General features: G+C 72.6%; 28 protein-coding genes and 1 pseudogene. 19 read left to right on the forward strand and 10 right to left on the reverse strand.

Translation table 11 applies throughout. The annotated features are described in order from the left end of the window. Window positions 1-5: 5 nt before the first annotated feature. The 6 genes from ACIQV3_RS12800 to ACIQV3_RS12825 all read left to right on the forward strand — a co-directional run bounded on the left by ACIQV3_RS12800 (window position 6) and on the right by ACIQV3_RS12825 (window position 6,304). A complete protein-coding gene (locus ACIQV3_RS12800; RefSeq protein ID WP_403712432.1) occupies window positions 6-980 on the forward strand; it encodes an ABC transporter ATP-binding protein in 975 nt (324 codons plus the stop codon). Next, window positions 973-2,094, forward strand: coding sequence for an ABC transporter ATP-binding protein (locus ACIQV3_RS12805; RefSeq protein ID WP_403712433.1), 1,122 nt, complete (start codon window positions 973-975; stop codon window positions 2,092-2,094). The genes ACIQV3_RS12800 and ACIQV3_RS12805 overlap by 8 nt, the downstream gene beginning before the upstream one ends. Window positions 2,095-2,451: 357 nt before the next feature. Further along, window positions 2,452-2,646, forward strand: coding sequence for a hypothetical protein (locus tag ACIQV3_RS12810; RefSeq protein ID WP_250741735.1), 195 nt, complete (start codon window positions 2,452-2,454; stop codon window positions 2,644-2,646). Between the two features lie 50 nt (window positions 2,647-2,696). Further along, window positions 2,697-3,605, forward strand: a complete 909-nt coding sequence (gene mshB / locus ACIQV3_RS12815; protein WP_403712434.1) for an N-acetyl-1-D-myo-inositol-2-amino-2-deoxy-alpha-D-glucopyranoside deacetylase — start codon at window positions 2,697-2,699, stop codon at window positions 3,603-3,605. Beyond that, window positions 3,602-3,985: a DUF6113 family protein gene (locus ACIQV3_RS12820; RefSeq protein WP_403712435.1), complete on the forward strand. Its 384-nt coding sequence runs from the start codon at window positions 3,602-3,604 to the stop codon at window positions 3,983-3,985. Before mshB ends, ACIQV3_RS12820 begins: the two co-directional genes overlap by 4 nt. Before the next feature lie 396 nt (window positions 3,986-4,381). Then, window positions 4,382-6,304: a hypothetical protein gene (locus ACIQV3_RS12825; RefSeq protein ID WP_403712436.1), complete on the forward strand. Its 1,923-nt coding sequence runs from the start codon at window positions 4,382-4,384 to the stop codon at window positions 6,302-6,304. 130 nt (window positions 6,305-6,434) lie between these two features. Here ACIQV3_RS12825 and ACIQV3_RS12830 read toward each other — a convergent pair whose 3' ends face one another. Together ACIQV3_RS12830 and ACIQV3_RS12835 are read right to left on the reverse strand one after the other, a co-directional pair. Continuing rightward, a complete protein-coding gene (locus ACIQV3_RS12830; RefSeq protein WP_403712437.1) occupies window positions 6,435-7,226 on the reverse strand; it encodes a tetratricopeptide repeat protein in 792 nt (263 codons plus the stop codon). Next, window positions 7,223-8,215 (reverse strand): GNAT family N-acetyltransferase, encoded by a 993-nt coding sequence (locus ACIQV3_RS12835; RefSeq protein WP_403712438.1) that lies wholly within the window; start codon window positions 8,213-8,215, stop codon window positions 7,223-7,225. The genes ACIQV3_RS12830 and ACIQV3_RS12835 overlap by 4 nt, the downstream gene beginning before the upstream one ends. A 117-nt stretch (window positions 8,216-8,332) precedes the next feature. On the opposite strand from ACIQV3_RS12835, the gene fdxA reads away from it, so the two are divergent. Both fdxA and dapC read left to right on the forward strand, forming a co-directional pair. After that, a complete protein-coding gene (gene fdxA / locus ACIQV3_RS12840; protein ID WP_030011906.1) occupies window positions 8,333-8,662 on the forward strand; it encodes a ferredoxin in 330 nt (109 codons plus the stop codon). A 131-nt stretch (window positions 8,663-8,793) separates the two neighbouring features. After that, on the forward strand, window positions 8,794-9,894 hold the full coding sequence (dapC, locus tag ACIQV3_RS12845) for a succinyldiaminopimelate transaminase (RefSeq protein WP_403712439.1): 1,101 nt from the start codon (window positions 8,794-8,796) through the stop codon (window positions 9,892-9,894). A 75-nt stretch (window positions 9,895-9,969) separates the two neighbouring features. On the opposite strand, the gene ACIQV3_RS12850 is transcribed toward dapC, so the two are convergent. Both ACIQV3_RS12850 and ACIQV3_RS12855 read right to left on the reverse strand, forming a co-directional pair. Further along, window positions 9,970-10,299, reverse strand: a complete 330-nt coding sequence (locus ACIQV3_RS12850; protein WP_403712440.1) for an ATP-binding protein — start codon at window positions 10,297-10,299, stop codon at window positions 9,970-9,972. 305 nt (window positions 10,300-10,604) lie between these two features. After that, window positions 10,605-11,588 carry a hypothetical protein gene (locus ACIQV3_RS12855; RefSeq protein WP_403712607.1) on the reverse strand — a complete coding sequence of 328 codons (984 nt, stop codon included), beginning with the start codon at window positions 11,586-11,588 and terminating at the stop codon, window positions 10,605-10,607. Between the two features lie 78 nt (window positions 11,589-11,666). On the opposite strand from ACIQV3_RS12855, the gene dapE reads away from it, so the two are divergent. Continuing rightward, window positions 11,667-12,761: a succinyl-diaminopimelate desuccinylase gene (dapE, locus tag ACIQV3_RS12860; RefSeq protein WP_403712441.1), complete on the forward strand. Its 1,095-nt coding sequence runs from the start codon at window positions 11,667-11,669 to the stop codon at window positions 12,759-12,761. A 113-nt stretch (window positions 12,762-12,874) separates the two neighbouring features. Here the strand turns inward: dapE and ACIQV3_RS12865 are convergent. Further along, window positions 12,875-13,515, reverse strand: a pseudogene (locus ACIQV3_RS12865) (transposase); the annotation flags it as partial. 190 nt (window positions 13,516-13,705) lie between these two features. Here ACIQV3_RS12865 and ACIQV3_RS12870 point away from each other — a divergent pair. Next, window positions 13,706-14,464, forward strand: a complete 759-nt coding sequence (locus ACIQV3_RS12870; RefSeq protein WP_403712442.1) for a TIGR00730 family Rossman fold protein — start codon at window positions 13,706-13,708, stop codon at window positions 14,462-14,464. Between the two features lie 186 nt (window positions 14,465-14,650). Here ACIQV3_RS12870 and folP read toward each other — a convergent pair whose 3' ends face one another. Beyond that, the gene (gene folP / locus ACIQV3_RS12875; RefSeq protein WP_403712443.1) at window positions 14,651-15,511 is read right to left on the reverse strand and encodes a dihydropteroate synthase; all 861 of its coding nucleotides are present in this window, start codon (window positions 15,509-15,511) and stop codon (window positions 14,651-14,653) included. A 76-nt stretch (window positions 15,512-15,587) separates the two neighbouring features. Here folP and ACIQV3_RS12880 point away from each other — a divergent pair, with 76 nt between their 5' ends. Beyond that, the gene (locus ACIQV3_RS12880) at window positions 15,588-15,941 is read left to right on the forward strand and encodes a DivIVA domain-containing protein (RefSeq protein WP_403712444.1); all 354 of its coding nucleotides are present in this window, start codon (window positions 15,588-15,590) and stop codon (window positions 15,939-15,941) included. After that, window positions 15,938-16,513 (forward strand): DNA-3-methyladenine glycosylase I, encoded by a 576-nt coding sequence (locus tag ACIQV3_RS12885; protein WP_403712445.1) that lies wholly within the window; start codon window positions 15,938-15,940, stop codon window positions 16,511-16,513. Before ACIQV3_RS12880 ends, ACIQV3_RS12885 begins: the two co-directional genes overlap by 4 nt. A gap of 266 nt (window positions 16,514-16,779) precedes the next feature. Here ACIQV3_RS12885 and ACIQV3_RS12890 read toward each other — a convergent pair whose 3' ends face one another. Beyond that, complete coding sequence (locus ACIQV3_RS12890) at window positions 16,780-17,583, reverse strand: enoyl-CoA hydratase/isomerase family protein (RefSeq protein ID WP_403712446.1); 804 nt, start codon at window positions 17,581-17,583, stop codon at window positions 16,780-16,782. Window positions 17,584-17,914: 331 nt separating this feature from the next. On the opposite strand from ACIQV3_RS12890, the gene ACIQV3_RS12895 reads away from it, so the two are divergent. Both ACIQV3_RS12895 and ACIQV3_RS12900 read left to right on the forward strand, forming a co-directional pair. Then, entirely contained in the window at window positions 17,915-18,082 is a 168-nt protein-coding gene (locus tag ACIQV3_RS12895; protein ID WP_003966491.1) for a DUF3117 domain-containing protein, read from the forward strand. A 159-nt stretch (window positions 18,083-18,241) separates the two neighbouring features. Continuing rightward, window positions 18,242-18,859, forward strand: a complete 618-nt coding sequence (locus ACIQV3_RS12900; RefSeq protein ID WP_403712447.1) for a hypothetical protein — start codon at window positions 18,242-18,244, stop codon at window positions 18,857-18,859. Between the two features lie 43 nt (window positions 18,860-18,902). On the opposite strand, the gene ACIQV3_RS12905 is transcribed toward ACIQV3_RS12900, so the two are convergent. Further along, a complete protein-coding gene (locus ACIQV3_RS12905; protein ID WP_403712448.1) occupies window positions 18,903-19,565 on the reverse strand; it encodes an O-methyltransferase in 663 nt (220 codons plus the stop codon). 143 nt (window positions 19,566-19,708) lie between these two features. Between ACIQV3_RS12905 and sigE the strand changes: the two genes are divergently transcribed. From sigE to ACIQV3_RS12930, 5 genes are all read left to right on the forward strand, one after another. Continuing rightward, window positions 19,709-20,488, forward strand: coding sequence for an RNA polymerase sigma factor SigE (gene sigE, locus ACIQV3_RS12910; protein WP_403712449.1), 780 nt, complete (start codon window positions 19,709-19,711; stop codon window positions 20,486-20,488). Continuing rightward, a complete protein-coding gene (locus ACIQV3_RS12915) occupies window positions 20,485-21,162 on the forward strand; it encodes an anti-sigma factor family protein (protein ID WP_403712450.1) in 678 nt (225 codons plus the stop codon). Before sigE ends, ACIQV3_RS12915 begins: the two co-directional genes overlap by 4 nt. A gap of 194 nt (window positions 21,163-21,356) precedes the next feature. Beyond that, a complete protein-coding gene (locus ACIQV3_RS12920) occupies window positions 21,357-22,793 on the forward strand; it encodes a trypsin-like peptidase domain-containing protein (protein ID WP_403712451.1) in 1,437 nt (478 codons plus the stop codon). 119 nt (window positions 22,794-22,912) lie between these two features. After that, complete coding sequence (locus ACIQV3_RS12925; protein ID WP_403712608.1) at window positions 22,913-23,362, forward strand: sec-independent translocase; 450 nt, start codon at window positions 22,913-22,915, stop codon at window positions 23,360-23,362. 134 nt (window positions 23,363-23,496) lie between these two features. After that, window positions 23,497-24,201, forward strand: coding sequence for a hypothetical protein (locus tag ACIQV3_RS12930; protein ID WP_403712452.1), 705 nt, complete (start codon window positions 23,497-23,499; stop codon window positions 24,199-24,201). Window positions 24,202-24,283: 82 nt separating this feature from the next. Here ACIQV3_RS12930 and ACIQV3_RS12935 read toward each other — a convergent pair whose 3' ends face one another. Then, window positions 24,284-25,453: an Mrp/NBP35 family ATP-binding protein gene (locus tag ACIQV3_RS12935; RefSeq protein WP_266904798.1), complete on the reverse strand. Its 1,170-nt coding sequence runs from the start codon at window positions 25,451-25,453 to the stop codon at window positions 24,284-24,286. 42 nt (window positions 25,454-25,495) lie between these two features. After that, window positions 25,496-26,092 carry a DUF1003 domain-containing protein gene (locus tag ACIQV3_RS12940; protein WP_403712609.1) on the reverse strand — a complete coding sequence of 199 codons (597 nt, stop codon included), beginning with the start codon at window positions 26,090-26,092 and terminating at the stop codon, window positions 25,496-25,498. Between the last annotated feature and the right edge of the window lie 30 nt (window positions 26,093-26,122).

The raw sequence follows: 26,122 nt of genomic DNA on the forward strand, positions 1-26,122 counted from the left end.
CGCACATGCTGCTCGAAGTGCGCGACCTGCACGTGGAATTCAAGACGCGGGACGGCGTCGCCAAGGCCGTCAACGGGGTCAACTACTCCGTGGCCGAAGGCGAGACCCTCGCCGTGCTCGGCGAATCCGGCTCCGGCAAGTCGGTCACCGCCCAGGCCGTCATGGGCATCCTCGACATGCCGCCGGGCCGCATCGCGGGCGGCGAGATCCTCTTCAAGGGCAAGGACCTGCTGAAGATGAAGGAGGAGGAGCGCAGGAAGGTCCGCGGCGCCGAGATGGCCATGATCTTCCAGGACGCGCTGTCCTCCCTCAACCCGGTCCTGAGCGTCGGCGCGCAGCTCGGCGAGATGTACGAGGTGCACCGCGGGATGTCCCGCAAGGACGCCCGGAACAAGGCCGTCGAGCTGATGGACCGGGTCAAGATCCCGGCGGCCCGGGAGCGGGTGGGGGACTACCCGCACCAGTTCTCCGGCGGCATGCGCCAGCGCATCATGATCGCCATGGCGATGGCCCTGGAACCCTCGCTCATCATCGCGGACGAGCCGACCACCGCCCTGGACGTCACCGTCCAGGCCCAGGTCATGGACCTGCTCGCCGAGCTCCAGCGCGAACTGAACATGGGCCTGATCCTGATCACCCACGACCTCGGCGTGGTCGCCGACGTCGCGGACAAGATCGCCGTCATGTACGCCGGCCGGATCGTCGAGGCCGCGCCCGTCCACGAGATCTACCGGAATCCCGCCCACCCCTACACCCGGGGCCTGCTGGACTCCATCCCGCGCCTGGACCAGAAGGGCCAGGAGCTGTACGCCATCAAGGGCCTGCCGCCCAACCTGCTCGCCATCCCGCCCGGCTGCGCCTTCAACCCGCGCTGCCCGATGGCCCGGGCCGTCTGCCGCACCGACGTACCCCCGCTGGCCGAGGTCGGACCGGACCGTGCCAGTGCGTGCTTCTTCTGGAAGGAGTGCCTCGGTGGCTGAGTCGATCCTCGTGGTGGAGGACCTGGTCAAGCACTATCCGCTGACCCAGGGCATCCTCTTCAAGAAGCACGTCGGCGCCGTCAAGGCCGTCGACGGGGTCTCCTTCGACCTGCGGGCCGGCGAAACCCTCGGCATCGTCGGGGAGTCGGGCTGCGGCAAGTCCACCGTCGCCAAGATGCTGGTCAACCTGGAACGCCCGACGGCGGGCTCGATCACGTACAAGGGCGAGGACCTCGCCAAGCTCTCCGCCAAGGGCCTCAAGGCCGCGCGCCGCAACATCCAGATGGTGTTCCAGGACCCGTACACCTCGCTGAACCCGCGCATGACGGTCGGCGACATCATCGGCGAGCCGTACGAGATCCACCCCGAGGTGGCCCCCAAGGGCGACCGGCGCCGCAAGGTCCAGGAGCTCCTGGACGTGGTCGGCCTGAACCCGGAATACATCAACCGGTACCCGCACCAGTTCTCCGGCGGCCAGCGCCAGCGCATCGGCATCGCCCGCGGCCTCGCCCTCCAGCCCGAGATCATCGTCGCCGACGAGCCCGTCTCCGCCCTCGACGTCTCCGTACAGGCCCAGGTGGTCAACCTCCTGGAGCGCCTCCAGGACGAGTTCCACCTCTCCTACGTGTTCATCGCGCACGACCTCTCGATCGTCCGGCACATCTCCGACCGGGTCGGGGTCATGTACCTGGGCCGGATCGTCGAGATCGGCACCGACACCCAGATCTACGACCACCCCACCCATCCGTACACCCAGGCACTGCTCTCCGCGGTCCCGGTCCCCGACCCGGCGGCGCGCGCGGGCCGCGAGCGGATCATCCTCTCCGGCGACGTGCCCTCCCCGGCCAATCCGCCCTCGGGCTGCCGCTTCCGCACCCGCTGCTGGAAGGCCGAGGCGCGCTGCGCTTCGGAGGTCCCGCTCCTGGAGATCCCGGCCTTCCTCCCGGGCGGCCCGACGGCCCACCCCTCGGCGTGCCATTTCGCCTCCGAGCGGGTCGTCCTTCCGCCGGGCCCGGCTTCGGGACCACAGCCGGGACCGCCTTCGGGACCGCAGCCGGGACCGCCTTCGGGACCGCAGCCGGGACCGCCTTCGGGGTCGCCGACCAAGGAGTGAGCCACGGGGCCCCGGGACCGCTCATTTCTCGCCACAGCTGTGAACGGCACCCCGCCTCCCCGCAACTCGGTTTACATGCAGGCAACTTGACCGTTTCTGTCCCGAGATCTGGGCCGTGCAGCCTGGATTCGTGCGGCCGTGCGGGTGCCGACAGCCGGCCGGGGAGGCGCACAGCTTCCCCGGCCGGCACTCCTGTGACCCCGGACGTGCGCGGCATGCGCCCCTCGTGCTGCCGGAATCGATCGTTGTTGCGGTACGGATAGTTATGATCCGTAGCGCACGGTGGGTATGACTCTGCCGAGCACCGAGCTGCGAGTACGCGAACCCGATGTCCGCTCGACGTGGAGGTGAAACGCCGTGGCACTATCGATCTCGGCCGTGGTGCTGCTGGCAGTCGTCGTCTTCCTGCTGGTCCGGCGTTCGGGCCTGAAGGCGGGTCACGCAGTGGTCTGTGTACTGCTCGGCTTCTATCTGGCGAGCTCGACCGTGGCCCCGACGCTCTCCCAGCTGACCAACAATGTGGCGAGCATGATCAGCGGCCTCAAGTTCTAGGGGGGTTCGGGTTCGGGGGCGGGGCCGCCGTTTCTCGTAGGGTTACCCCCATGAACGGTCTTCCCGCCCGTCGGCTCCTGCTCGTGCACGCGCACCCGGACGACGAGTCGATCAACAACGGCGTCACCATGGCCAAGTACGCGGCCGAGGGCGTCCATGTCGCGTTGGTGACCTGCACCCTCGGCGAGGAGGGTGAGGTCATCCCGCCCGGCCTCGCCCACCTGACGGCCGACCGCGACGACACCCTCGGCGCCCACCGCGTCGGCGAACTCGCCGAGGCCATGAAGGAACTGGGCGTCGCCGACCACCGGTTCCTCGGCGGCCCGGGCCGCTTCCGGGACTCCGGGATGATGGGCGCCGAACAGAACCGCCGGCCCGGCGCCTTCTGGTCGGCCGACGTGGACGAGGCGGCGGGGTACCTCGTAGAGGTGATCCGCGAACTGCGCCCCCAGGTCCTCGTCACCTACGACCCGAACGGCGGCTACGGCCACCCCGACCACATCCAGGCCCACCGCGTGGCCACCCGCGCCGCCGAACTGGCCGCGGAGCCCGCGTACCGCCGGGACCTCGGGTCCGCGCACGCCATCCAGAAGCTCTACTGGAACCGCGTGCCGCGCACGGTCGTCGAGGAGGGCTTCGCCCGGCTGCGCGAGGCCGGGAGCGAGGTGCCCTTCCCGGCGCCCGCCGCGCCGGACGACGTGCCGGGCGTGGTGGCCGACGAGCGGATCACCGCCGAGATCGGCGGGGACGAGGCCGCCGAACAGGCCTTCGTGGCCGCCAAGACGGCGGCGATGCGCGCCCATGCCACCCAGATCGCCGTGGACGGGCCCTTCTTCGCGCTCTCCAACGACCTCGCGCAGCCGCTGTTCACCCACGAGTACTACGAGTTGGCCGCGGGCCGGCCGGGCGTCCCGGCGGGCGAGCGCGAGCGCGACCTCTTCGCGGGGGTACGGGCATGACGGCCCCGTGGAGCGGGGCGCGGATCGCGGCCCTGCTGGGCCTGTTGGCGGCCGGGGTGCTCGCCGGCGTGGCCGGCTGGCTCGTGGTCGACCTGTGGTTCCCCGGCGGACTGGCGCTCGCACTCCTCGCGCTCTTCGGCCTGTTCCTCGGCGCCCGGATCGCACTGGGCACCGGCATCGGCGTGGGAGCGGCCACGGGTGGCTGGTTCCTCTCCTACGTGCTGCTCGGTGTGCCCCGGCCGGAGGGGGACTTCCTGCTTGGTTCGTCCGGAATCAGCATGTACGTCTACCTTTTGGGTGGAGTGGTACTCGCTGTGATGTGCGCCACGATGAGTCTCCCCGGGGACCGGCCGCTTTCGGCCGCCGGAAAGGCCAAGTGACGCGGCGTCGGCCGCGCACGACGCCTTGAAGAGCGGCTCGGCCGGTCCGTGCGCGCGCCCCCGGCGGCCGGGCGACAGGTGCTCAGGAGGGCTGCGGAGGGGGCGCGCAGGAGGTCAAGGGGAACCCTTCGTTCCCGGCGGCCGGGTGCACGCGGGCGGTGGCCAGTATGGTGGACCGGCCGCCGAGCTGCCCGCGCACGCTATGACGGGCGGCGGAGCCGATCGGGAGAACCTGCCTTGAGCCGTGAAACTGACAGTCCGCCCGCCGGGCCCAACGGGCGCGGCGAAGCCGCCTACCCCTCGGGTACGCCGCCGTACGGATCAGGCCAGTATCCGACCATGACAGTGCCCCCCGGTCCGGGTCCGGGCACGGCGACCATCCCGGAGGAGAGTTCAGTGACCGCACCGCCCGCGAAGCCGTCCACACCCGATTCCGACGGGCCGAAGACGGAGACCCAGCTGACGACCCGGATCCGGATCAACATCCCGGGTTCGCGGCCGATTCCGCCCGTGGTCGTACGCCAGACCATGCCCGAAGCCGAGGCGCCCGCGCCCGAGCCGGCCGCCGCCCCGCCGGCCGCCCCCGAACCGAGTACGGGCGAGGAGACGGCCAGCAACTGGTTCGCTCCCCGCAAGGCGGCCCCCGCGCCCACCCCCGCGTCCGCCCCGCAGCAGGCTCCGGCCCCGGCACGCGGCCCGGCTCCGGCCCAGCCCGGCGGCCCGCGCTTCGACGGGCCCGCGCAGCAGGGCTTCGCCCAGGGCCCGGCCGGCCCGCGCCCGGGCGCGCCGACGGGCCCCGGCCCCGGTGCGCCGATGGGCCCCGGCCCGGGCGCGCCCATGGGCCCCCGCCCGGGTGGTCCCGGTCCCGCTCCGGCCCAGCCCGGCGGCCCGCGCTTCGACGGGCCCGCGCAGCAGGGCTTCGCCCAGGGCCCGGCCGGCCCGCGCCCCGGTGCGCCGACGGGCCCCGGCCCCGGTGGCCCCGGTGTCGGCTCCGGGCCGGGCGCAGGCTACCCCGCGCCGCCCGCCGGACCCGGTGGCCCCCGTCCGGGTGCGCAGGGCCCCGGCCCCGGTCCCGGTCCCGCCGGGCCGCCGCCCGGCGCCGGAGCCGCGTACGGCCCCGGCTCCGGTCCCGTCGCCCAGGCCCTGGGCACCCCCGTCCCGTCCGCCCCCGCCTGGCCCGGCACCGGCCCGGGCCGCGTCCCGGACGGGCCGACGGGCGGGCCCGCGCTGGGCTCCGTACCGGGGGCAGGGCCGCAGGAGCCGAGCTGGCCCGGCCCCGAGCTGGACTCCACCGGACAGCTTCCGCCCGTACCCGCCCCGGCGCCCGCGAACAAGGCCAGGCCGCAGGCTCCCGCGCCCGCCCCGGCCCGGCCCGCCAAGAAGGGCCGCAACAAGCTGGTCCTCATCGGCGGAGCCCTCTTCGGGCTGTGCGGCGTGGCCTACGGCGCCGGGCTGCTCCTGAACCACTCCGACGTCCCCAAGGGCACCACGGTGCTCGGCGTCGAGATCAGCGGCACCCGCGACGAGGCCGTCGCCAAGCTCCAGACGTCCTTCGGCAACCGTGCCGCCACCCCGCTCCAGCTCACCGTCGGCGGCAAGCAGGTCGAGCTGAAGCCGGAGAAGGCCGGCCTGAGCCTGGACAGCCAGACCACCGTCCGCAACGCGGCGGGCAGCGACTACAACCCCGTCACGGTCATCGGCTCCCTGTTCGGCAGCGTGCGCGAGGCCGAGGCCGTCCTGCCCACCGACGAGGAGAAGCTGCGGGTGGCGCTCCAGGAGCTGGCCGGCACCGCCGGTTCCGTGACCGAGGGCACCATCACCTTCGACACGGGCAAGGCCCTCGCCGTGCCCGGCAAGGCCGGTTCCACGCTCGACGTGGACGGCTCCGTCACCATGGTGACCAAGGCCTTCCACGACATGGTCGCCCACGGCAAGTCCGACCCCGTCGTCCTCCCGGTCGTCACCAAGGACCCGGTCGTCGACCAGGCCGAACTGGACCGGGCCATGAAGGACTTCGCCCAGCCCGCGATGTCGGCGCCGATCCTCGTCAAGGCGGGCACCAAGTCCATCCCGCTCGGCGCCAAGTCACTGCCGAAGATCCTGAGCATGCAGGTCGTGGACGGCCACCTCGTCGAGAAGTACGACCTGGAAGCCCTCAAGACGGCCTACGGGAACACCTTCGACGGCGTCCTCATCATGCGCGGCACCGGCCAGAAGACCGCCGTCACCCCGCAGGACGTCGCCGTGGTCCTGGGCAAGGCCCTGCGCGGCAAAACCACTGCCGAACGCACCGCGGTCATCGAAACCAACCCGAGCTGACCCCGCCCGGCCCGCACAACCGGAGCCCCTCCCCGCATGCGGGGAGGGGCTCCGGCCCGTTCTTCTCAGCCGTCCGGGCAGCGCCCGGGGAACGGCGGAACCGGGGGACCCCCCCCGGAGCCCGACGGGCCTAATTCAGCAGGGCCCGCGCGGCCGTCGCCTCGGCACGAATCCGCACCGCCGACGGCGGATCGATCACGTCCACGACCACCGCGTAGGACTCCATCTCCGAAGCCCCCGCCGCGAACTCCCCCCGCTCCACCAGCAGCTTCGCCCGCTCGTACCGCAAGGCCGCCGGATGCGAGGGCAGCAGCAGCGCCAGGTCCAGCGCCCACAGCGCCACCCCCGAGTGCTCGGGCCGGGAAGAGGCCCACGCCCGGATGTTGTTCAGGATCCGCAGGACGATGTCCATCGTGCGCGCCGCGGTCCGCGGCCCCGCCGCCAGCTCCGCCGGACCCGCGCCCAGCGAGGCGCCCCCCGCGAAGGGGTCGACGACCACGCCCTCCTCCGGATCCCCGAAGCCGACCACGAAGTGCCCCGGCAGGGCCAGCCCGTACACCGGGGCCCCGGCCCGCCGGGCCACCTCCAGCCAGACCACGGACAGCAGGATCGGCAGCCCCCGGCGCCGCCGCAGCACCTCGTGCAGCAGCGAGGACGAGAGCCGGTCGTAGTCGGCCGGGGTGCCGTGGAAACCCATCCGCCCGCCCAGCAGTTCGGACACCGCCGAAGCCCACGCGCGAGCGCCCCGCAGCCCGTAGGGCAGCATCCCCGCCAGCCGGTCCAGCTCGATCTGCGCCCAGTCCATGGCCCGTTCGTCGAGATCCGGGTCCCCCTCCGCGGCCAGCAGCAGGCACAGCGTGGCCAGGTCGGGCCGCTCCGCCCGCGCCTCGGCGGCGAACCGCTCCCGCCAGGGCGAGGTCATCGGGCCGCCCGGCGGTAATGGTGGTACGCGTGGTGCGTCCCGAAGCCCATCCCCCCGTACAGCCCCAGGGCCCCGGCGTTGTCGCTCTCCACCTGGAGCCACGCGGCCGACGCGCCCTCCTCCAGCGCTCGCCGCGCCAGCGCCACCATCACGGCCGAGGCGAGGCCGCGGCGCCGGTGTTCCGGGTCGACCTCGACCGCCGCGAACCCGGCCCACCGGCCGTCCACCACGAGCCGCCCGATCGCCCGGCCGGGTACCGTCGCGAACCACACCGAGGGCCCCGCCGTCAGGACGCGGCGCGCGGTCTCCGGGTCCTTGACCCGTCCGTAGCGGGAGAGCCAGTTCTCGTCCGGAGTACGGGTCAGCCGTACGCCCGCGACCACGGCTTCGTCCACGTCCAGGTCCGCCACCGCCGCCAGCCCGCCGACCTGGACCTGCGCCGACACCTCGCGGGCCCAGCCCCGGGCCTCCAGCTCCGCGCACAGCAGCTCCTGCGTGCCCGCGGCCCCCGTGGCGGTCTGGAGGTAGGCCGGAAGCCCCCGCCGCGCGTACCAGGCCGTCACCCGCTCGAGTGCATCGTCCAGCGGAACCCCGGGATCGCCGAGCGGCAGTACGGAGTTGGCCCGGCGGGTGAAGCCGCCGGCCGCGCGCAGCGTCCACTCGCCCAGCGGCTCGCTCTCCAGCGGCACCCAGGCCCGCGCGCAGACCCGCGCGAGCTCCTCGAAGGAGGCCGCGGGCCCCCTGCGGCGGGCCGGCGCGGCCGGTACGACCTTGCCCGCGACCAGGGAGGATTCCGCGATGCGGACGGACTCGCCGGTCTTTCGTGTGATCGTCACCACACCGCCGTTCCAGGATGTGAGAACCCCTACGGTGTCCGTGAAACAGGGGGTCCCGGTCGAGCCGTGCTCCACCCGTCGCACAGAGACTCGTTTACCCACGTCAGCGGGTGTAATCCGGATCTCCAGCCGTCCACCGGCAGTGATTTCCACAGCTCTGTCCGCCCCTCCTGTTCGGATCGTGCCCGGGAACGGAGATACTAGAGGCGGGCATCGACGACGCCGCGCTCCCGCGCGATATGGAAAGCCCTTATGAGGAGGAACGAGAGCGTGACCTACGTCATCGCGGAGCCTTGTGTCGACGTCAAGGACAAGGCATGCATCGAAGAGTGCCCCGTCGACTGCATCTACGAGGGCCAGCGGTCCTTGTACATCCACCCGGACGAGTGCGTCGACTGTGGTGCGTGTGAGCCGGTCTGCCCGGTCGAGGCCATCTTCTACGAGGACGACACTCCGGAGGAGTGGAAGGACTACTACAAGGCGAACGTCGAGTTCTTCGACGAGCTCGGTTCGCCCGGTGGTGCCTCCAAGCTCGGCCTGATCGAGCGCGACCACCCCTTCGTCGCAGCGCTGCCCGCCGGCATCAACGGCGAGCACTGACCTCTCAGGCAGGAGCGCCCCTCGGTCCCGTACGGCTCGCAGCCGCACGGGACCGAGGTGTTTTGGCCCTTTCGACAGCACAACGAAGACCTCCTGGAAAGCGCGTAATGCCCGGAAAGCGAGAGCACAGCGTGGCCGCAGTATCAGCCCGTCTCCCCGTCTTCCCCTGGGACAAGCTGGAGCCGTACAAGGCGACGGCGGCGGCCCACCCGGACGGCATCGTCGACCTCTCCGTCGGCACCCCCGTCGACCCGGTGCCGGAACTGATCCAGCGCGCCCTGATCGAGGCAGCGGACTCCCCGGGCTACCCGACGGTGTGGGGCACCCCCGCCCTGCGCGACGCGATCACCGGATGGGTGCGCGGCCGCCTCGGCGCGAGCGGCGCCGGGCACCGCAACGTCCTGCCGGTCGTCGGCTCCAAGGAGCTGGTGGCCTGGCTGCCCACCCAGCTGGGCCTCGGCGCCGGCGACCAGGTGGCGTACCCCCGGCTCGCCTACCCGACGTACGAGGTCGGCGCGCGGCTGTGCGGCGCCGAGCCGGTGGTCTACGGCGACCCCACCACCGATCTCGACCCGGCCCGCGTGAAGCTGCTGTGGCTCAACTCCCCGTCCAACCCCACCGGAAAGGTCCTCCCCAAGGAGGAACTCGTACGGATCGTGGCCTGGGCGCGCGAGCACGGGATCCTCATCTTCAGCGACGAGTGCTACCTGGAACTCGGCTGGGAGGCCGAACCCGTCTCCGTCCTGCACGACGAGGTCTGCGGGGGCTCCTACGAGGGAATCGTCGCCGTCCACTCGCTCTCCAAGCGGTCCAACCTGGCCGGCTACCGGGCGGCCTTCGTCGCCGGTGACGCCGAAGTCCTGGGCGAGCTGCTCCAGATCCGCAAGCACGGCGGCATGATGACCCCGGCCCCCGTACAGGCGGCCACGGTCGCGGCCCTGGGCGACGACGCGCACGTCGAGGAGCAGCGGGTGCGCTACGCGGCCCGCCGCGCGGCCCTGCGCACGGCCCTGGAGGCCCACGGCTTCCGCGTCGAGCACAGCGAGGCCAGCCTCTACCTGTGGGTCACCCGGGACGAGCCCTGCTGGGACACGGTCGCCCACCTGGCCGGCCTGGGCATCCTGGTCGCACCGGGCGACTTCTACGGCGAGGCGGGCGCGCACTTCGTCCGCGTCGCCTTCACGGCCACGGACGAGCGCGTCGAGGCGGCGGCCAAGCGGCTGGCTCCGTAGCCGCAGGACAGCCCGAGGGGCCCGGGAGTTCGTGCTCCCGGGCCCCTCGGCGTTCGTGGCGAAGACCGCCGGCTGCTAGCCGAGGCCGGGCAGCCCGCCCGGGAGACCGGCGGGGGCGCCGGTCGGGAGACCGCCCGGCAGCCCGCCACCGGCGAGCGGCAGCCCCGCCAGCAGGCTGCCCGCGGCGCCGGTCACCTCATCGGCGGGGGCGGGGGCCGGAAGGGTGGAGGCGGCGGTGTCGCCCGCGGCGGCGACCGTCGCGTCCGGCGCGGTGAGCGCGCCCAGCTGCGGCACGGACTCCAGGCCCGCGGCGCTGGCCGTGCCGGCCGCACCGACCACGGGCGCTGCCCCGGCTGCCAGCAGCAGCGCGGCACGGGCGATCCGACGGGTCAGGGAGGGGGACATGTTGCTCCTAAGCGGTAGCGGCTGAGTACGCCGTGACAACCGCTCGCAGGGGGGCGCGAGTTGCGGAGCCGGTGGGTAAAGGATCAGTAACGGATCGTTTAATCGGCTTCCGGTCCGACCGCTCGGAACACGCGCCGACCTGCGGTTGTGCGCCCTCCGGAACCCCCGTGTCCGCCGTACGGGTCACCCCCGAACGGGCTACGGCCCGTACGCCCGTCCACCCGGACAACACGGGACATCGTGCGTGCACGGACCGGGGGCCGCACGCGGATCGGCCGTGCACGCGGATCGGCCGCTCGCGCGGATCAGCCGCGCACGAAGATCCGTACCTGGCCCGGATCCGCGGCGGCGGGATCCCCGGCGCCGTTCGCGCCGCCCGCGGCGCCCCGCTCCCGCCAGCGGTCGCCGTCCTTGCCCGCGACCCAGGACTTGCCGCCGTACGAGACCCGCGTGATCCCCAGCTCGCGGGAGCCGGCCACCGCCCACTGCGCGAGCACCCGGCCGGTCCGGGCCGCCGGATCCCCGCCGCCGGGCTTCGCCACCAGGGTCACCTCGGACTCCGCGCCCTCCCCGGGCGGGCCGCCGGCGGGCGGCAGCGCGTACAGGGGGTTCTCGCCGAGCAGCCGGGTCAGCTCCGCCCGGACCTTCGCCGGATCGCCCGCCCGGACGGGCGCGGGCCCGGTACAGGTCAGGTGGCCGGCGCCGGTGAAGGCCGCGGTCAGCACGGTGGCGTCCGGCTCGTGCTTCGCGTAGGCCTGCGGGAAGCCGCTCAGCTGTACCTTCTGCGCCGCCACCGTCAGCGGCAGCCGCGAGTACCCCTTGATCTCGGCCAGCCGGTCGTAGAAGATCCCGGCCGAGTAGACGGGGTCCATGATCTGGTCCGGCGTGCCCCAGCCCTGCGAGGGCCGCTGCTGGAACAGGCCCAGCGAATCGCGGTCGCCGTGGTCGAGGTTGCGCAGGGCCGACTCCTGCATCGCGGTCGCCAGCGCGATCGTCACGGCCCGGTCGGGCATCCCCTTGGAGACCCCGACGGCGGCTATCGTCGCCGCGTTCGCCGCCTGGTCGGGAGACATCTCGTCGAACTGGCCGGAAGCCTTCGCGCCGCCCTTCCCACCGCTCTTCCCGTCGGCCGAAGCCGTGCAGTAGGGCACCCCGCCGTTGTCGTTCGACGCGCGCTGCACGACGAAGTACCCGACGACCGCGACCAGCACCAGGAAGCCCGCGGCCCAGCGGAGCGGGCGCCGGCGGCGGCGGGGGCGGGAGCGATCGGTCTGCGGCACGCCGCCCACCGTACTTGAGCCATATGACGCGTCCATCGGCCGGACGGACAAGGCTTCGCCGCAGTCCGGGGCGTTAGGGTCAGCTCCATGTCCGAATCCGAGCTGGACCTCACCCTGGACGCCGCCGAGCTGACCGCCCGGCTCGTCGACATCCCCTCCGTGAGCGGCGACGAGAAGGTACTCGCCGACCTCGTGGAACACGCCTTGCGCGGCCTGCCGCACCTGACCGTGGACCGCATCGGCAACAACGTCGTCGCGCGCACCCACCTGGGCCGCGCCGAACGCGTCGTACTCGCCGGGCACCTCGACACCGTGCCGATCGCCGACAACGTGCCCTCCCGCCTCGACGAGAACGACGTCCTGTGGGGATGCGGCACCACCGACATGAAATCGGGCGTCGCCGTACAGCTGCGCATCGCGGCCACCGTCCCCGAGCCGAACCGGGACCTCACCTTCGTCTTCTACGACCAGGAAGAGGTCGCCGCCGACCTCAACGGCCTCGGCAAGGTCGCCGAAGCCCACCCCGACTGGCTGACCGGCGACTTCGCCGTCCTCCTCGAACCCTCCAACGCCGAGGTCGAGGGCGGCTGCCAGGGCACCCTGCGCGTCCTGCTCCGCACGTCCGGCGAGCGCGCCCACTCCGCGCGCAGCTGGATGGGCTCCAACGCCATCCACGCGGCGAGCCCGATCCTGGCCACGCTGGCGGCGTACGAGCCCCGCAAGCCCGTGATCGACGGCCTGGAGTACCACGAGGGCCTCAACGCGGTCCGCATCGACGGCGGCGTCGCCAACAACGTCATCCCGCACGAGTGCACCGTCACGGTCAACTTCCGCTTCGCCCCCGACCGCACCACGGACGAGGCGATCGCCCACGTCCGCGAGGTCTTCGCGGACTGCGACATCGACGAGTTCGTGATCGACGACCTCTCTCCCGGCGCCCTCCCCGGCCTCTCCCACCCCGCGGCGGCGGCCTTCATGGAGGCCGTCGGCGGACACGCCATGCCGAAGTTCGGCTGGACGGACGTCTCCCGCTTCAGCGCACTCGGCGTCCCGGCGGTCAACTACGGCCCGGGCGACGCCCTCCTGGCCCACAAGGCCGACGAGCGAGTGGAAACGAAGGCGATCCTCCACTGCGAGGAACGACTCCGCGCCTGGCTCAGCACCCCGCCGCCTGGGCGGTAGGGCTTGCGTTACGGCCCCTCACTGGTTGTGACGTGGCCGTCCGCGTCCGGCCGTCTCGCTGGTGCGGGACGGCTGGGGCCGTTGAGTCGGCCCCGCTTCGCCACAGCATCCGCGCGCGTGCGCGGAGCTTCCTTGCGGCGCCTGCGCTGGATGCGCCGCATGGCGGATTTTGTTCCCTTGCGCTGAAGTTTGGTGCGGACGTCCCGGTCACGTTTCCGCAGCCGGTTGAGTCGCCGCCCGGCCATGATCTCGCCGTCGCTCGTCGTGGCGATGTTGGAGATGCCGAGGTCCACGCCGAGGAAGTCCGTGGGCCGCGCGTTCGGAAGGGCTTCCGGTACCTCGCAGGTGGCGGAGAGGTGCCACGAACCGTCGCGGTGGATCAGGTCCGATTCACCGCGGCGTCGTCGTAGGGCTGAGCGGCTGTCGGACGGAAGACGAGCGGTTTCTCCGTCGCGCGGCGGTGTCGGGCGGAGCCGGGTCGGCCGAGGTTGCCCGCCCGTGAGTTCGCGATGAGCGCGGTGTACGCGTCGGCAACCTTTTTGATCACGTGCTGGGCAGCCTGCGCGCCGAGACCCCAACGTGCCTTGACCTCGCTGTAGGTGCGCTTCCGGAGATCGAAGTTCCGGAAGGCTTTCTGCTCGAAGGCCGACTCCGCCACCCATGAAGCCGCCTGGTTGCAGGCATGCAGGGTCGAGGCCAGTGCCAACGCCTGTGAGGACGTCGGCAAGAGCTTCACCTGGACCACCAGCTTCATGGAACGTGAAGCTATGAGCTCGGACGTGAGTCTGTGTGTCGGTCGCTCGTTCCTCACCGGTTTCAGCGAGTTGTCGAGTGCCTGTTCGCCCGATGAGTCTTTCCGGCCACGCCAGTAACTCGTCGAGTTCCGTTGGTCGTCACCCCGGTGCGCCTAACCTGATCCAACGATCAGCAGGAGGGAGCACATCATGGGCAACCCTGAAGGGTCCGCTCGTCGTCGGCCCGAGGAGCAGCAGCTCGGGCCGGTGCTGAGGAGGCGGGGCCAGGTGCAGGCCGGCAGTACGACGGACCAGCGGCTGCTGGATTCGGCCGGGCCCTCCGAGTGGGTGCACACCGATCCGTGGCGGGTCCTGCGCATCCAGTCGGAGTTCATCGAGGGCTTCGGCACGCTGGCGGAGCTGCCGCCGGCGATCAGCGTGTTCGGCTCCGCCCGGACGCCGGCGGGCTCGCCGGAGTACGAGGCGGGCGTGCGGATCGGCGGCGCGCTCGTGGAGGCCGGCTTCGCGGTGATCACGGGCGGCGGCCCGGGCGCGATGGAGGCGGCCAACAAGGGCGCGCGCGAGGCGGGCGGCCTCTCGGTCGGCCTGGGCATCGAGCTGCCCTTCGAGCAGGGGCTCAACGAGCACGTCGACCTCGGGCTGAACTTCCGCTACTTCTTCGTCCGCAAGACGATGTTCGTGAAGTACAGCCAGGGCTTCGTGGTCCTGCCGGGCGGGCTCGGCACCCTCGACGAGATGTTCGAGGCCCTGACCCTGGTCCAGACGCAGAAGATCACCCGCTTCCCGATCGTTCTGTTCGGCACGGCGTACTGGAGCGGGCTCATCGACTGGCTGAAGAACACGGTCATCGCCCAGGGCAAGGCCTCGGAGAAGGACCTCTACCTCTTCCACGTCACCGACGACGTGGACGAGGCGATCGCGCTCGTGACGAAGGAAGTCGGCCTGTAGGAGCCGCCGACCGCTACGCCAGCCCCCGGCGGGCGACCGCCGGGGGTCGGTGGCCCTGGATCGATCGGACCATGTCCAGGAGCTCCTTCTGCAGGCCGCGCTCGCGCGGTTCGGCGCCGGGGCGCCTCACCGGCTTCGTGCGGCTGCGCCGGCCTCCGGCCGTCGGGGGAGGGTGGTCCTGGGGGGTCAGGCGAGCCCCCGGCGGGCGACCGCCGGGGGTCGGTGGCCCTGGATCGATCGGACCATGTCCAGGATCTGTTTGGTCTCCGCGACTTCGTGGACGCGGTAGACCTGGGCGCCCAGCCAGGCCGAGACGGCCGTCGTGGCCAGGGTGCCCAGGAGGCGCTCCTTGACCGGCTTGTCGAGGGTCTCGCCGACGAAGTCCTTGTTGGAGAGGGAGACCAGGACCGGCCAGCCCGTCTCCGTCATCTCCGAGAGGCGGCGGGTGGCCTCCAGGGAGTGGCGGGTGTTCTTCCCGAAGTCGTGGCCCGGGTCGATCATGATCGACTCGCGGGGGACGCCCAGCGCCGCCGCGCGCTCGGCGAGGCCGACCGTGACGCGGAGGATGTCCTCCATCACGTCCTCGTACGCGGTCCGGTGCGGCCGGGTCCGCGGCTCCACCCCGCCCGCGTGCGTGCACACGATGCCCGCGCCGTATCGCGCCGCGACCTCCGCGAGCTTGGGGTCGACCCCGCCCCACGCGTCGTTCAGCAGATCGGCTCCGGCCTCGCAGACCGCCTCGCCGACCTCGTGCCGCCACGTGTCGACACTGATCACCACGTCGGGGTGGCGGCGGCGGACATCGGCGACGAAGCCCACCGTGCGCCGGGCCTCCTCCACCGCGTCCACGTGCTCGCCGGGACCGGCCTTCACCCCGCCGATGTCGATGATCGCGGCGCCCTCGGCCACCGCCTGCTCGACCCGGTCCAGGGCCGGCTCGTCGCGGAAGGTTGCTCCCTGGTCGTAGAAGGAGTCCGGAGTCCGGTTCACGATGGCCATGATCACCGGCTCGTGGTCGTCGAACTCGCGCCTGCCCAGTCGCAGCATCCCGCTCTTTCCTCCTTCGGCGACCCTCGCGCCTCGCCTGCGACCTTAACCTGGTGGCCGGAGTCTCTCAGGGGAGTTGATCGTGTTCGCGTTCTTGCTCATCGCGCTGGTCGTGGTCGTCGCGGGAGTCACCCTCGCGGTGGCCGGCGGGGGGTCCGAGGCCGTGCTGCCGGATGCCGAGCCGGACCGGCTGTCCGACGCCCTGCCGGAGAACCGGCCCGTCGTACGGGCGGACATCGACGAGCTGCGGCTGCCCGTGGCCCCGCGGGGCTACCGGATGTCCGACGTGGACGACGTACTGGAGCGGCTGGCGGCGGAGCTGGCGGAACGCGACGCCCGCATCGCCGAGCTCACCGCGGCGGCGGCGCCCGCGCCCGCGGCCGGGCCCGCCGAGGGCGCCGTGGACCTGATCAAGGGCGACGGGCGGTGAGCGGAGTGCTCGCGGGTCCCGACGGGGGTCTGCGGTGCCCCTGGGGGCTGGCCACCGAGGACTACATCGCTTACCACGACACGGAGTGGGGCCGGCCGGTCCACGGGGACGACGCGCTGTACGAGCGGCTGTGCCTGGAGGCCTTCCAGTCGGGGCTGTCCTGGCTGACGATCCTGCGCCGGCGCGAGGGGTTCCGGGCGGCCTTCGCGGGCTTCGAGATCGCCAAGGTGGCGGAGTTCGGGGCGGCGGACGTGGACCGGCTCCTCGCCGACGAGGGGATCATCCGCAACCGGGCCAAGATCGAGGCGACCCTCGCCAACGCGAAGACCCTGGCCGGGTGGGGGGAGGGCGAACTGGACTCCCTCGTCTGGTCCCACGCCCCGGCGTCGGGGCGGGCCCCGAAGAGCACCACCGAGATCCCGGCGGTGACCCCGGAGTCCACGGCCCTGGCCAAGGCCCTCAAGAAGGCCGGCATCCGCTTCGTGGGCCCCACGACGGCCTACGCGCTGATGCAAGCCTGCGGCCTCGTCAACGACCACCTGGCCCGGTGCACGGCCCGCGACCTGCCCTGACCGGGCCTCTCCCGGCCTGAGCGGTCAGGGTGCGGCGGCGGGGGTGGCCCTGCGGGGAGAGTTCCCCTACCCGCCCGTCCGTCACCCCCCGGACTCCGTCCGGGGGGACCCCCAGCCGGGCTCCGCCCGGACCCGTTCCCGGGGGCCAGCCCGCGGGGTCCGGGGCGGAGCCCCGGGGAACGGGCGAAGGGCGGGTAGGGGACCTCGCCCCGGGCAGCGGCACCCGCCCCCGGGCAGCGGTGCGCGTATCCGCCCGGGGGGAGCCGCTAGCGGCCCAGGTAGCGGGGGGCCTGCTTCGCGAGGAAGGCTTCCACGGCGATGCCGTGGTCCGCGGAGGCCCCTGCCCGGGCCTGGAGCACGTCCTCCCGGTCCAGCGCGTCTTCGAGCGACCGCGAGGCCCCGTACGCCAGGGACTCCTTCAGCGCCGCGTAGGCGACCGTCGGGCCCTCGGCGAGCCGCCGGGCCACGGCCAGCGCCTCGGCCGCCAGCTCGTCCGAGGGGACGACGCGGTTCGCGATGCCCAGCTCCAGCGCCTCTTGGGCCTTCACCGACCGGGGGAAGAGCAGCAGGTCGGAGGCGCGCGAGCCGCCGATCAGGCGGGGCAGCGTCCACGAGACGCCCGAGTCGGCCGTCAGGGCGACCCCCGCGAAGGAGGTGTTGAAGGAGGCGGTGTCCGCGACCACGCGGAAGTCCGCCGCCAGGGCGAATCCGAAGCCCGCCCCCGCCGCGACGCCGTTGACGCCCGCGACCACCGGCTTCGGCATCTCCGTCAGCGCCCGGACGATCGGGTTGTAGTGCTCCGCGACCGTGTTCATGGTCAGCGAGGAGCCGTGCTCCCGGTCGGCCGCCAGGAACCCGACGTGCTCCTTGAGGTCTTGGCCCACGCAGAACGCCCGGTTGCCGGCCGCGGTGAGCAGGACCGCTCGTACGGCCGGATCCGCGGCCGCCGCCCGGGCCGCGTCGCGCAGGGCGACCTTGGCCTCGGTGTTCATGGCGTTCATGGCCTCGGGACGGTTGATCGTGATGGTCGCGAGTCCGTCGGTCACTTCGTAGAGCACGCTGTCGGCCATGGCGGGGGTCCCCCTTCGTCGCGGGCTGGCTACCGGCCGGTACCGGCCGGTGCAAAGGTCAGCATGGCGGACCGGACCGGGGTCGCACATGTGATGTGCGTCAAATAAACGGAAGGGCAGAGTCGTGCCGCGGCGGCGAAGTATCGCAGGCGTGTCCCCGAAATGAGTGGTTTTGGTCAAGCGCGTTGCACAAGCGTTCCCAGCCGATGTTGGTCATCGGGTCCTGACATGCGGGATAATGGCCTGGAAGCAATGTGTTCGATGCCGGGTACTAGGCGCCTGAATGGGGCCGTCGGCTGACGATGAACTGGTTTCAGGAAGGGGAACGAGCATGGCGGCCATGAAGCCGCGGACGGGCGACGGCCCGCTCGAGGTCACCAAGGAGGGGCGGGGCATCGTCATGCGCGTACCGCTCGAGGGCGGCGGTCGGCTCGTCGTCGAGCTGACTCCGGACGAGGCGGACGCCCTGGGTGACGCCCTGAAGAAGGTCGTCGGCTGATCCCCCAGGGACGCTGACAGTACTTTCGCTGCATTCTCTGCACTGCCCCGGCCGCACCAAGCGGCCGGGGCAGTGTTGTGTACCCGCACCCGTACCCGCACCCGTACCCGCACCCGTGACCGTGACCCTGACCGACATCGTGATCGCCGGAGCCGCGCCGTGACCTTCTCCCCGCCCGTTCCGCCGGCCTTCGCGGACTGCACGCCCCGCGAGAGGGCGGCCCGGGTCCTCACGGAGGCCCTGGCGCCGGCGAACCTGGTGGTGGCCCAGCTCCTGCTCATCGGCTGGCACAGCACGGGTTCGTGGTCCGGTCTCGGCTGGGGGCTGCTCGCCGCCCTGTTCTGCGGAGTGGTCCCGATCGGGATCGTGCTGCTCGGGGTCCGGCGCGGGGCGCTGACCGACCAGCACATCCGGGTCCGGCGTCAGCGGGTCGTCCCGATGGGGCTGAGCCTGGTCTCGGTCGTCGCCGGGATCACCCTCCTGCGCGTGCTCGGCGCCCCGGCCGAGGTCTTCGCGCTCGTCGTCGCGATGCTGGTCGGCCTCGTCTCCTCGCTGCTGGTGACGGTCGGCTGGCAGATATCCATCCACATGTCGGTGGCCGGCGGCACCGTGATGGTCCTGCTGCTGGTCTTCGGCCCGGTGGTGCTCCCCGCCGTACTGATCGCCGTCGGCGTGGGATGGTCCCGGCTGGTCCTGAAGGCGCACACCACGGCGCAGCTCATCGCCGGCACCGCCTTGGGCGGTACGGCCGCGCTGACCTTCGCGCTGCTGCGCTGAACCGCTGAACCGCTGAACCGCTGAAGCCGCAGACCCGCTGGGCTCAGCGCCGGACCGCGCACAGCAGGCCGTCGCCCACCGGGAGCAGGGCGGCCTCCAGGGCCGGGCTCTCGCGGACGCTGCGCAGCAGTTCGCGGACGCGGAGCACTTCCACCGGCTGGGCCGCGGAGTCGACCGTACGGCCGTCCGAGAAGACTCCCTCGAAGCAGACGAGTCCGCCGGGGCGGAGCAGGCGCAACGATTCAGCGAGGTAGTCGAGGGACTCGGACGGGTCCCCGTCGCAGAAGACGAGGTCGTATCCGCCGTCGGCCAGCCGGGGCAGTACGTCCAGGGCGCGGCCCGGGATGAAGCGGGCGCGGTTGCCCGCGAAGCCGGCCGCGCGGAAGGCCTGGCGGGCGAAGGCCTGCCGGTCCGCTTCGGGATCCACCGTGGTCAGGACCCCGTCCGCACGCATTCCGTGCAGGAGGTGGATGCCGGACACGCCGGTTCCGGTGCCGATCTCGGCGACCGACTTGGCGTCCGCCGTGGCGGCGAGCAGGCGCAGCGCTGCCCCGGTGCCGGGGGAGACGGAACGCAGTCCCGCTTCCCTGGACCGGTCGCGGGCCCATCGCAGAGCGTCGTCTTCGGCGACAAACGCGTCGGCGAACGCCCAGCTCGTCTGCCGGTTGCCGGTAATGACCCTCTCCTGTCCCCATAGTTGGCGCAACGGTGACTGTATCCGCTGGAGTCGGGAACCCGCAGATGGGACCGGGCGTTGAGAGCAGTAGAGACGCAAGAGCGGCCTGGGGCCCCGAGCCCGTGCAAAGTTACTGCAAAAATGCTTATCCAGAGCTGACGGGAGGGGTGGCTATGGTAGGGATTCCGCTGGACACCACCAGAGCCGACAGGGGAGGTGCGGCTGCGCCTGTGGATCGTGGGGGTGTCCTCCGACGCCTTCTCTGGTCGGCCGGTGAGCCGAAATCCGTGACCAACATTGCTGACCGTTTCCGCACCGTAGACACCGCAACCACCGCGACGTTCGCCGCCGATGCGGGCTCCCAGGCGTGGACCCCTCCCTCGTGGGAGGAGATCGTCAGCACGCACAGTGCGCGGGTCTACCGCCTCGCCTACAGGCTGACGGGCAACCAGCACGATGCCGAGGACCTGACGCAGGAAGTGTTCGTCCGCGTCTTCCGCTCGCTGTCCACGTACACGCCCGGCACGTTCGAGGGCTGGCTGCACCGGATCACCACGAACCTCTTCCTCGACATGGTCCGCCGCAAGCAGCGGATCCGTTTCGACGCCCTCGCCGACGACGCCGCCGAGCGGCTGCCGAGCCGTGAGCCGTCCCCGCAGCAGGTGCTGCACGACACCCACTTCGACGCCGACGTGCAGCAGGCGCTGGACACCCTCGCGCCCGAGTTCCGCGCGGCCGTGGTGCTCTGCGACATCGAGGGCCTGTCGTACGAGGAGATCGCCGCCACGCTCGGCGTGAAGCTCGGCACCGTGCGCAGCCGTATCCACCGAGGCCGTTCCCACCTGCGCAAGGCGCTCAAGCACCGGTCTCCCGAGGCCCGTGCGGAGCAGCGCGCGCTGGCCGGTGTGGCGGTGGGCGCCCCCGGCGCCGGGGGAGAGGGCGGAGCCGAGTGAGCGGGATCAGTCCGTCCTCCCCTTCGTCCGCCGAACACCACCTGGGCGACCGGCTCGCCGCCCTCGTGGACGGGGAGTTGAGCCACGACGTGCGCGAGCGGGTCCTGGCGCACCTGGCGACGTGTGCCAAGTGCAAGGCCGAGGCCGATGCGCAGCGTCGTCTGAAGACCATGTTCGTGGAGAGCGCGCCGCCCCCGCTGTCGGCCGGGCTGCTGGCGCGGTTGCAGGGGCTGCCCGGAGGCGGCCCCGAGGGCCCGACCGGGCCTTCAGGGCCTGCCGGCCCCTTCGGTCCGTCGATGGGCGGCGACCCCTTCCCGTCCTTCGGCTACGCGCCCCCCGCCGCCGCCGCGCCGCAGCAGCAGGGCTTCCGGATACACGAGGTGGGCCGGCAGCGGCGCCGCTTCGCCTTCGTGGCCGCCGGAGCGGTCTCGCTCGCCGCGATCGCGCTGGGCGGCTCGCTGCCGATCGAGGCGGTCGAGCCCAATGCCCGGGGCGAGGCTCCGGCCGCGCGTCCGGGACCCGTCGTCCCGGTGTTCGACGCGGTGGTCCGGGAGAACCGGCTGCCTAAGCCGGGCGCCATCCCGACGCTCCACCCGGTCAACCCCCTCGCGCCCCCGGCACCGTCCCGCCCGACCGCATCGGCCTCCGCCCGCCCGGTCTCCCTGTACCGGTAGCCGCCGGGTCCGGTCCCGGGCCGTGTCCGGGTCGGCCGTCCGGTGTGCTCGGTGCGCCGCGTGCGTCCGGTACCGCTTGGGTGCCCGTGCTTTCGGCCCGCGGGGGCGGGCGGCACGGGCGACCTGGTTGAATCTCCGCCAGATACGCCGCCCCGGGCGGCCGGCGGAGACCGACAGGTAGGCGGGGAGCGCCCATGTCCGACAGTCAGCAGACCGATCCGGCGGCGGATCCGGTCCCCGCCCCGCTGCCCCGGTGGTGGAGCCGGCCCGCGGCGCCCGCCGGCGGGCACGAGGCTTCCGTACCGCCGCCCCGGGCCGCGTCCCACGCCGATCCGGATCCGGTGGCGCCCCCGCAACCGGACCCGGCCCCCGCGCCGGTGCCCCAGTGGTGGAGCCGGCCCGCGCAGCCGGTCGCCGCGCACGGGGAACCCGTACCGCCCGCGCCGACCGTGCCGGAGGCGGCGCACGAGCCGCGGTACGACCCGTGGGGTGCGCGGCCGCTCCAGACGGTGGACCACGGCAGGACGGGCCCCCGCCGGCCGCGGCTGCGCCAGAGCGTCCTCCTCGCCCTCGGAATCGCCCTCTTGGCCGGCGGCATCGGCGGCTACGCCGGCGTCCTCGCCGAGCGTCAGGCCGGCACCCGCCTCGAACTCCCGCAGGCGGCCCCCGCCGACCGCGGCCGCGCTCCCGACAGCGTGGCCGGGATCGCCGCCACCGCCCTGCCCGGCGTGGTCACCCTGCACGTCAACGGCGCGGAGAGCAGTTCGACCGGCACCGGCTTCGTCCTCGACGGGCAGGGCCACATCCTCACCAACCACCACGTGGTCAACGGGGCCCGGACCATAACGGTCACCTTCAGCACCGGCGAGAGCGTTTCCGCCGAGCTGGTCGGCGGTGACACCGGCTACGACCTGGCCGTCGTCAAGGTCGACGGGGTACGGGGCCTGCGGCCGCTGGCGCTCGGCAACTCCGAGAACGTCAAGGTCGGAGACCCGGTGGTGGCCATCGGGGCCCCCTTCGACCTCTCCAACACGGTCACCGCCGGAATCATCAGCGCCACCGGCCGCCCCATCACCGCGGGCGGCGACAAGGGCGACGGCAGCGACGTCAGCTACGTCGACGCCCTCCAGACCGACGCCCCCATCAACCCCGGCAACTCCGGCGGACCGCTCCTCGACGCCAAGGCCCAGGTCATCGGCATCAACAGCGCCATCCGCGGGGGCGACGGCAAGGACAGCTCCGGACAGCAGCGCGGCAGCATCGGCCTCGGCTTCGCCATCCCGGTGAACCAGGGCAAGCGCGTGGCCGAGGAGCTGATCCGCACCGGCCGCGCCACCCACCCCGTCATCGGCGTCACCCTGGACATGGACTACTCCGGCGACGGGGCCCGGGTGGGCGAGAAGGGCGAGGACGGGAAGCCGGCCGTCCCCGCGGGCGGGCCCGGAGCCCGCGCGGGGATCCGGCCGGGCGACGTGATCACCAAGGTCGACGGGGTACGGGTGCACGGCGGCGACGAGCTCGTGATCAAGATCCGGGCCCACCGGCCGGGCGACCGGCTCACCCTCACCGTGCTGCGCGAGGGCCGGGAGCGCACGCTGGAAGTGGTCCTCGGATCGGCGAACGGTTCATGACGGGCGGGTGAAAGCCGAACCCGCCCGGTAAGTCAGCCGGTCCTGGTGTATTGGCCTGCGGACCCGGCCGGGTACCGTGTGACAGGCCTGACGTGAAGAGAGCCGAGGAGCGGGGCAAGGTGTTCAACGACATAGGCGCACTCGAGCTGGTCACGATCGTGGTGCTCGCCATTCTCATCTTCGGCCCGGACAAGCTGCCCAAGGTCATCCAGGACGTCACGGGCGTCATCCGGAAGATCCGCGCGTTCTCCGACAGCGCGAAGCAGGACATCCGCTCCGAGCTCGGCCCGGAGTTCAAGGACTTCGACTTCGAGGACCTGAACCCGAAGAACTTCATCCGCAAGCAGCTGACCGAGAACGAGGACCTCAAGGAGATCCGGAGCAGCTTCGATCTCCGCAAGGAACTGAACGACGTCACCGACGCGGTCAACGGCAAGGAGCCCGACGCGGCCGAGGCCGCCGCCGGCGCCCTCCCCGCCGCCGCGCCGGGCGCCGGACCGGACATGGTCAAGAAGCCCGCGAACCCGGCGCAGGAGCAGCTCACGCGCTTCGACGCGGACGCGACCTGACGCCACCCGGGACCACGCGCGCGCCCGCCTGCCCGGCGAACCGCGGTCCGGTGGCTATCCTCCTTTGAGTCCGGATCCAGGACGCCCGAGGGGGGTGGGCCGTTCCGGAGCCCACGGAACGAGAGGCCGTATCGATGGAGACGACGCGCAGTAGCCGGGTAGGCACGCAGCCCGCCGAGGCGCAGACGCCCGCGCCGCAGGACCCTCCGCAGTCCCCGGACGCGGCCGCCCCGCCCGTCCCTGCCGCCCGCCGGGCGGCAGAGGGGTACCTGCGGGCGGACTTCCCCTGGTACGGCCTGGACGGGGCCTTCACCGGCCCCCGTTGGCTGATGCAGGTCGCTGCCGGCGCCGACGGCAGCGTGGAGCACGGCTCGACCGGTCACGGGGACGAGCCCTCCGCCCGCGGCGAGATCGCCACCGGGGAGAAGGAGCGCTTCGCGGTGGTCGTCACCGTGGCCAGCAACCCGTTGCGGCGCACCGCCGACGGCACCGGCGTCCTGGAGGCCACCTCGGTCTCCTCGGCGGCCTGGCTGGCCGGCTCGGGGCTGCTGGCCTACAGCTGGCCGGGGCAGATGGACCACAGCCTGCGCGACGACTGGCTCGACCAGCAGACCGAGGCGGCGTGGGAGCTCGCGGACGACCTCGCGGGGCCGGACTGGTCGACGCTGTCGCTGCCGGTGGACGGGGAGCCGACGCCGTTCCACTACCGCGAGTCGGAGTTCGGGTGGGTCCTGGCCGGATCGACCGGGAGCGGGGTGCACCTCGGAGCCTACGGGCGCGGGATGAGCGCGTACGGGATCGGCTTCTCGGTGATCGGGGACCTGGCGGCGTACGAGTAGGACGCACGGACGGGACGCACGAAGGAGGGGCCCCCGGCGACGGAATTCCGTCGCCGGGGGCCCCTCCTTCGTGCCGGACCTGTCAGAACTTGTTGCGCGGGGTGATGCCCAGGGACATGCCCGCCAGGCCGCGCGCACGGCCGCCGAGCTTGCCCGCGATGGCGCGCAGGGCCGCGCCGGCGGGGGAGTCGGGGTCGGACAGGACCACCGGGGTGCCGTCGTCGCCGCCCTCGCGCAGGCGGACGTCGATCGGGATCGAGCCGAGCACCGGCACCGCCGCGCCGACCGTCTTGGTCAGGCCGTCGGCGACCTTCTGGCCACCGCCGGAGCCGAACACGTCGACCATCTCGTCGCAGTGCGGGCAGGGCAGCCCGGACATGTTCTCCACGACGCCGACGATCTTCTGGTGCGTCTGCACGGCGATCGAGCCGGCCCGCTCGGCGACCTCGGCCGCGGCCTGCTGCGGGGTGGTCACGACGAGGATCTCGGCGTTCGGCACGAGCTGGGCCACGGAGATCGCGATGTCGCCCGTGCCCGGCGGCAGGTCGAGCAGCAGGACGTCCAGGTCGCCCCAGTACACGTCGGCGAGGAACTGCTGGAGCGCCCGGTGCAGCATCGGACCGCGCCACACCACGGGCGCGTTGCCCGGGGTGAACATGCCGATGGAGATGACCTTCACGCCGTGCGAGGACGGCGGCATGATCATGTTCTCGACCTGGGTGGGGCGGCCCTCCACCCCGAGCATGCGGGGCACGCTGTGGCCGTAGATGTCGGCGTCGACCACGCCGACCTTGAGGCCGTCGGCCGCCATCGCCGCCGCCAGGTTCACGGTGACCGAGGACTTGCCGACGCCGCCCTTGCCGGAGGCGACCGCGTAGACGCGGGTCAGGGAGCCGGGCTGGGCGAAGGGGACCTCGCGCTCGGCGGTGCCGCCGCGCAGGGTCGCCGCGAGGTCCTTGCGCTGCTCGTCGCTCATCACGTCCAGCGTGACGGCGACCGAGGTGACGCCGGGGACCCGCTGCACGGCCTCGGTGACCAGGTTGGTGATGGTCTCGCGCATGGGGCAGCCCGACACGGTCAGGAACACGGTGACGGCGACCTCGCCGCCGTCACCGATCTCCACCGATTTGACCATGCCCAGCTCGGTGATCGGCCGGTGGATCTCGGGGTCGTTCACCGTCGCCAGCGCGTCCAGGATCGCGTCCTGTTCGGGCACGGCAGCGGCGGAGGCGGAGCTTGTGTCGGTAGCCATGCCCCGATGGTACGGCGCGGTGGCGGGCCTCAGGAAAGCCCGCTAGCGGTCGCCTTCGTCACTCTCGGCGGGGAATAGCCGCCGCTCGTCCATCTCCTTGATCAGATCCTGGAACTCGGACCGGATCCAGTCGCGCGTGGCGACCTCGCCCAGACCCATCCGCAGGGCCGCGATCTCCCGGGTCAGGTACTCGGTGTCGGCCAGCGAGCGCTCGTTCTGCTTGCGGTCCTGCTCCAGGTTGACCCGGTCCCGGTCGTCCTGGCGGTTCTGCGCCAGCAGGATCAGCGGGGCCGCGTAGGAGGCCTGGAGCGACAGCATCAGGGTCAGGAAGATGAAGGGGTACTCGTCCCACCGCAGGCCGGCCGGCGCGAAGATGTTCCACAGCACCCAGATGATGATGACGACGGTCATCCAGACGATGAACCGGCCCGTGCCGAGGAACCGCGCGACCCGCTCCGAGAGCCGCCCGAAGGCCTCCGGGTCGTATTCGGGCAGCAGCCGCCGGCGGGCCGGACGCGGCAGGTCGAGCCGGGTGCGCGAGCGCGACAGGGCGCTCGATCCGGTCGTCTGGCCGGCCTTCGCCCGCTCGCCGCGTTCGAAGGAGGAACGTTCCGCCCGCTCGGCGGCCGCCTCCGACACCCCGTAGTCGCGGGCCTGCGCCCGCGCCTG

This window comes from Streptomyces sp. NPDC099050 (genome assembly GCF_044759865.1).
Taxonomy (GTDB): domain Bacteria; phylum Actinomycetota; class Actinomycetes; order Streptomycetales; family Streptomycetaceae; genus Streptomyces.